Source organism: Sphingobium terrigena (genome assembly GCF_003591655.1).
Classification (GTDB): Bacteria; Pseudomonadota; Alphaproteobacteria; order Sphingomonadales; family Sphingomonadaceae; genus Sphingobium; species Sphingobium terrigena.
On sequence record NZ_QVRA01000060.1, the window covers coordinates 1 to 5,360 of the forward strand.

The window sequence follows — 5,360 nt, forward strand, 5'->3', positions numbered from 1 at the left end:
CCTATACGGCGCGCGGCGGGGTCGGCAGCGTCGAGAAGGCGCTCGAGCTAGCTGCCCGCGAGGATCAACGGCAGGACGACACAGAGCTTTCGGCAGAGGCCGAGCCGGAACGGCAGGCTGCATGATCCCACCCCATGGCTGGCGGCGATCATGCCGCCAGCCATCTTTCTTTCCTCATCCGCCCCTGCCGATTTTTTGCTTGGCATGAGCGACATTTGCCGCAAGGCTTGGCCCCATGAAATCGATCACGGACAAGGATGTGACCCTGCCGCTGGCCAAGCGCCGCGAACTGGATTTCGTGGTCGAGACGCTGCGCGAGGGCTTTGCCACCGCCACGGGCAAAAAGTGCCACGAGAAATACCGGCAGGGCCGCATCCTCAAGATCATCCTGTTCGGCAGCTATGCGCGCGGCGACTGGGTCGAGGACCCGGTGGGCCGCTATTTCTCGGACTTCGACATTCTCGTCGTGGTGAGCGGCGAGGACTTCACCGACGGCGCGGAGTTCTGGATGAAGACCGAAGCGAAGCTGCTCGACGCGCTTGCCGATGGGTCACGCCTGCGCACGCAGGTCAGCCCGATCTACCACAGCATCGATGATGTGAACGCCCAGCTGAAACTGGGCCGTTACTTCTTCATGGACATCGTGCGCGACGGCATAATCCTGTTCGAGGAGCCGGATCATCCGCTGGCCGAACCGCAGCCGCTGGAGCCTGCTCAGGCGCTGCAGGAGACACAGGATTATTATGAGGAGTGGTTCGAAAGTGCGTCCTATTCCATAGAACGGGCGAGAAATAGCGTGGCGGATGGCCAGCTTAAATATGCTGCATTCGACCTTCATCAGGCCAGTGAACGGCTATATCACTGCCTGTTTCTGGTCCGCACTTTATACAGCCCCAAGACCCACAATCTGAACCGTTTGCGCTCCCAGACCGAGCAGCTTGAGCCCCGCCTTGCCGCCGTCTGGCCCGCCGACACGAAGTTCGAGCGGCGCTGCTATGAGTTGCTGCGGGCGGCCTATGTGAAAGCGCGCTACTCGCGCCAATATGTCATCACGGCTGAGCAGCTGGCATGGCTGAGCGAACGGGTGGCGCTGTTGCAGGACCTTATCCGCGAGCTGTGCAGCGCGCGGATCGAAGACCTCGCCCGAGCTGCCTAGCCTTTAACGTCGGCCTAGCCTTCGATCAGGCTCTTCAATGTCTTCAAATCCCGCATCACCCATTTGACGTCTGCCGAGAAGCGTTCGTCATCCATGTCGGGCTGTCGAAACAGCGTCAGCAGCACTTCTGACCCGTCGCCATTGGCGATGATCCGCATCGGGATAGCGATGGCGGAACCGCTGCCCGTATCGACCCAATGATCCATGATTCCATGATCATTATGCGGCGTGAAACGGATGCGGATCGGACCGTCCGCGCCATCGGCAAGCCATAGATCTTCCTCTTTCCGCAGGTCGGATTCGGCCAGGCCCGACGCCCATTTGGTGAAATATTCCGGTCGCCAGATCCATTCGTAGAGCGCCTGCCATGAATGGTTGATCGACACGCTCAAGGTGCGTGATGGCAGCATTTTACTTTCCCTCTGGCTCTTGCATCCCACGCTTTTGCAGCGTCCCAGGCATTCTCCTGCGCGCTACGACTCCTGCGGTCTGACCGCAAGGATCATGCGGACGATCCGCAGGCCCACTGCGCCGGGGCTGGTGGTCGGTGGCAGCGGTGGAGAATGTCCATAGGCGTCCGGGAAGGAGGGATCAGGGGGATAGAAGGGACGGCAAGATTAAAGCGCTGCCTCCATGAGGCCAGCGATCGGGCGTCTGCACAGGCTTTGCGAGGGAGGCAAGGAAAGGGCCTTGCCTCCTGGGGTATCGGAAAGGCCGGTATTGCGGGCCTCGGAGTGGAGGCCCTTGAACGGGGCTATTGGGCTTGCCCATCCTCTTGTCCTTTGCGGACCAGGAGGAGGTATGCATGCCCGGCGACGACGACTTCGAACTCTGGCTCGGTCGCATTGGCGCGAAGGATCGCAGCGTCGGCCAGACCCTCGCCCGTGCGCGCCGCGCAGGGGGCGTGGCGAGCGCCAGGGGCCGCCGCTTCACTGGCGCCGCGATCGGGCGCGGCGCGGGCGTGGGCCGCGTGCTGGGGGCATCACAGCGCATGACTGGCCTGCGCGCACGGCGCGTCATCGTGAAGGCGCGGATCGTGAAGCTTGGGGGCAAGGGCATGGCCGCCGCCGCGCACCTGCGCTACCTGCAGCGCGACGGCACCACCCGCGAGGGCGAGCGCGGCGCGCTCTACGGCGCGGATGTCGACAGGGTCGATGGGAAAGCCTTCCTCGCGCGCGGGCAAGGGGATCGCCACCAGTTTCGCTTCATCGTCGCGCCAGAGGATGGCGCGGAGTATGACGATCTCAAACCCCTGGTCCGTCGCCTGATGAGCCAGGCGGAGAAGGATCTGGGCACAAGGCTCGACTGGGTCGCGGTCGATCACTTCAACACCGGCCATCCCCATAGCCATGTCATGCTGCGCGGCGTGGACGAACGGGGCAAGGATCTGGTCATCGCCCGCGATTATCTGACCCAGGGCCTGCGCAGCCGCGCAGAAGAGCTGGTCAGCCTCGACCTTGGCCCGCGCACAACCCATGAGATCATGGCCGCGCAGGACCGCGAGATCGGCCAGGAGCGGTTTACCGGCATCGATCGCCGCCTGTTGCGCGAAGCCAATGGCGATCGCCAGTTGATGGTCACCACCAGCGATCCGCGCGAGCACGCTTTGCGCATCGGCCGCCTGCGCACGCTCGAACGCCTTGGCCTCGCCAGCGAGGGCAAGGCAGGCCAATGGACGCTCGATCCTGACCTTGAGCCGACCCTGCGCCAGATGGGCGAGCGCGGCGATATCATCCGCACCCTGAACCGCGAACTGCGCGAGGCAGGCATCGCCCGGCCGCCGCAGGACCATGCGCTATTCGACAGCGGCGATCCGTCCGCCAAACCGATCATCGGCCGCTTGGTGGCGACCGGCCTGTCGGATGAGCATCGCGACCGGCGCTATATGATCATCGACGGCATCGATGGCCGCAGCCATTATGCCGATATCGGCGAGGACCAGTCCGTTCATGCCAAGGGCACGATCCTGCGCCTCTCGCCCCGTCCAGCCGAAGTCCGAACGGTGGACCGCACCGTCGCCGCCATCGCCAGTGAACATGACGGCAAATACAGTGTCGATATCCACCTGCGCCATGATCCCGCGATGAGCGAGAGCGGCGCCCAGGCGCATGTCCGCCGCCTTGAAGCCATGCGCCGTTCGATCGGCAGGCCCGAGCGCCTCGCTGACGGAACGTGGCAGGTCGGCTCCGATCATCTCGCCGATGCGCTGGCCCATGAGCAGCGACAGGGGCTGAAAGCGCCGGTGATCATCGAGACGCTATCGCACCAGCCGCTCGAGCAGTTGCCTGCCCATGATGGCGAGACCTGGCTCGACCGCCAGCTCACCGCCGCCACGCCCGTGCCCCTGCAGCGCGGCTTTGGGGCAGAGGTGCGCGGCGCAATGCAGCAGCGGCGGCAATGGCTGGTCGATCAGCAGCTGGCCGAGGGTGAAGAAGGCGTCACGCGCTACCGCCGCAACATGCTGCAGCTGCTCCAGCGCCGCGAGCTCGATCGCGTCATCTCAGGCATCGAGCAGGACACCGGCCTTGCCCATCGCCAACCCCATGCCGACGCGCCGATCGAAGGCGTCTATCGCCGCGCCGTGCAGGTGGGCGACCGGCGCTATGCGCTGATCGAACACGCCCAGGAGTTCAGCCTCGTGCCCTGGCGGCCCGTGCTCGAGCGCGCGGTCGGCAAATCCGTCTCGGGCGTCATGCGTGGCGAAGGCATCAGCTGGACGATCGGCACCCGGGCGCGGGGTCTTGGCATCAGCTGAACGAGGCAGCCCTGGATGGCCCCTGGCGACACCAGCGAGACTCTGTCCATCGGCGGCCACCGGCGCGATCCTACAAGGCGAAAGGATCGTCCGCCGTGAAGACGTTCAAGACCCGCCATCAATTCTACCTGCCCGACGCTCTGTCGGAGAAGCTCGATGCGCTGACCGCTGCGCCGGGTGCGTCGAAGACGACCATCCTCACCGACGCGCTCACCGCCTGGCTCGAGCGCAAGGCGGGCAGCGAACTCGACCAGCGCTTCGGACCCCGGCTCGACCGGCAGAGCCGGGCCGCAGAGCGGCTCGAGCGCAAGGTCGATGCGCTCACGGAAATCCTCGGCCTCTTCGTCCAGCATCAGCTGACCCTGGTCGCCCATCAGCCCGCGTTCGATCATGAAACCGCGCAGCTTGGCCGCGTGCGCTACCAGCGATTCATGGAACTGGTTGAACGGCGGCTTGGCACGACCGTCGAACCCGAGCGCCTGCCGCCCGCCAACAGCAAGGAGACCAAGCCATGACACTCGAACCCACACCCGAGCGCATCACGGTACGCATCAAGGAAGCCTGCCGCATCACCGGCATCGGTCGGTCCAAGCTCTATGAACTGATTACCGAGGGCGAGATCGACATCGTCAAGATCGGGGCCATGACCTTGATCCCGGTCGATAGTCTCAAGGCCTTGACCGAAGGCCGACGGCAGCGACGGTGAACAGCCTCGCGACAGGATCACGTGCTGCCGTTGCATTGAATGTGGGGAGGGACGCCCTATCTATGTTCTGTCACTCTTCCCCCCTTGAGTGACACCTCCCTGAACTTCGGCCCCGTCAGCGCATCGCGCGGCGGGGCTTCTTTTTGCCAGCGCTGGTGGTCAGGGCAGTTAAGATTTTCGGCGATAGCTGGGACATTTGCGACCGCCGGCTTCAAAATCGCCAACTGACGTAAGCTGACATTCCCAGCATTTGGCCTGACGATATGCCAGTTGCTGCTTAGCTCCTCACTTTTGGCCATTCGTTAAGTGTGCGACCGATCCCGACAATGGTCGTTTGTCCACCTGCGCGCTTAACTAGATTAAAAACTCGGAAAGCCTCAGCTGGGCTTCCTATCGAACCGTCGTCAAACAAGCTTAATCAGGAACTCATCTTTTGGTCGCCGAATCGCGGAGATGGTCCAGGCAGGCACGCTTATCTCTGCACTACTGCGCAGATTTCGTACACAGTCTCCAACCTGGTTATGTGTTACGACGCAAGCGTCAAGCACAAGCGGCCATATCTCTCTCCAGCCAAGACCGTCATAGTTTTGTGCCATTAATTCCAGCATTTTGCTCGTGCAGGGTCGCGTCCCCGGACGTGGTGTAGGTTATGACGGTAGCGCTGCTGGCTGGCTGCGCGCTTTCGATATAGCGCTGTGGCAGCCAGCCAGCAGCGCGGGTGGTCATCGCGGTTTTCGGATAGG

5 protein-coding genes are annotated in these 5,360 nt (G+C 63.4%); 4 read left to right on the top strand and 1 reads right to left on the bottom strand.

All coding sequences use genetic code 11. The features are described 5' to 3' along the window. Positions 1-235 precede the first annotated feature (235 nt). On the top strand, positions 236-1,156 hold the full coding sequence (locus D0Z70_RS24045; RefSeq protein ID WP_119750715.1) for a HEPN domain-containing protein: 921 nt from the start codon (positions 236-238) through the stop codon (positions 1,154-1,156). 14 nt (positions 1,157-1,170) lie between these two features. Here the strand turns inward: D0Z70_RS24045 and D0Z70_RS24050 are convergent, their stop codons facing one another. After that, complete coding sequence (locus tag D0Z70_RS24050; RefSeq protein WP_119750717.1) at positions 1,171-1,566, bottom strand: polyketide cyclase; 396 nt, start codon at positions 1,564-1,566, stop codon at positions 1,171-1,173. Between the two features lie 395 nt (positions 1,567-1,961). Between D0Z70_RS24050 and rlxS the strand changes: the two genes are divergently transcribed. The 3 genes from rlxS (at position 1,962) to D0Z70_RS24065 (ending at position 4,617) form a co-directional block, all read left to right on the top strand. Further along, positions 1,962-3,911 (top strand): relaxase/mobilization nuclease RlxS, encoded by a 1,950-nt coding sequence (rlxS, locus tag D0Z70_RS24055; protein WP_119750723.1) that lies wholly within the window; start codon positions 1,962-1,964, stop codon positions 3,909-3,911. Positions 3,912-4,006: 95 nt separating this feature from the next. After that, positions 4,007-4,426, top strand: coding sequence for a CopG family transcriptional regulator (locus tag D0Z70_RS24060; protein ID WP_119750719.1), 420 nt, complete (start codon positions 4,007-4,009; stop codon positions 4,424-4,426). Beyond that, positions 4,423-4,617, top strand: coding sequence for a helix-turn-helix domain-containing protein (locus tag D0Z70_RS24065; protein ID WP_119750721.1), 195 nt, complete (start codon positions 4,423-4,425; stop codon positions 4,615-4,617). The genes D0Z70_RS24060 and D0Z70_RS24065 overlap by 4 nt, the downstream gene beginning before the upstream one ends. The last annotated feature ends 743 nt before the right edge of the window (positions 4,618-5,360 follow it).

Coding starts and splice junctions, on each gene's coding strand:
- D0Z70_RS24045 (WP_119750715.1), top strand. CDS start 236: ATGAAATCGATCACGGACAAGGATGTGACCCTGCCGCTGGCCAAGCGC.
- D0Z70_RS24050 (WP_119750717.1), bottom strand. CDS start 1,566: ATGCTGCCATCACGCACCTTGAGCGTGTCGATCAACCATTCATGGCAG.
- rlxS (WP_119750723.1), top strand. CDS start 1,962: ATGCCCGGCGACGACGACTTCGAACTCTGGCTCGGTCGCATTGGCGCG.
- D0Z70_RS24065 (WP_119750721.1), top strand. CDS start 4,423: ATGACACTCGAACCCACACCCGAGCGCATCACGGTACGCATCAAGGAA.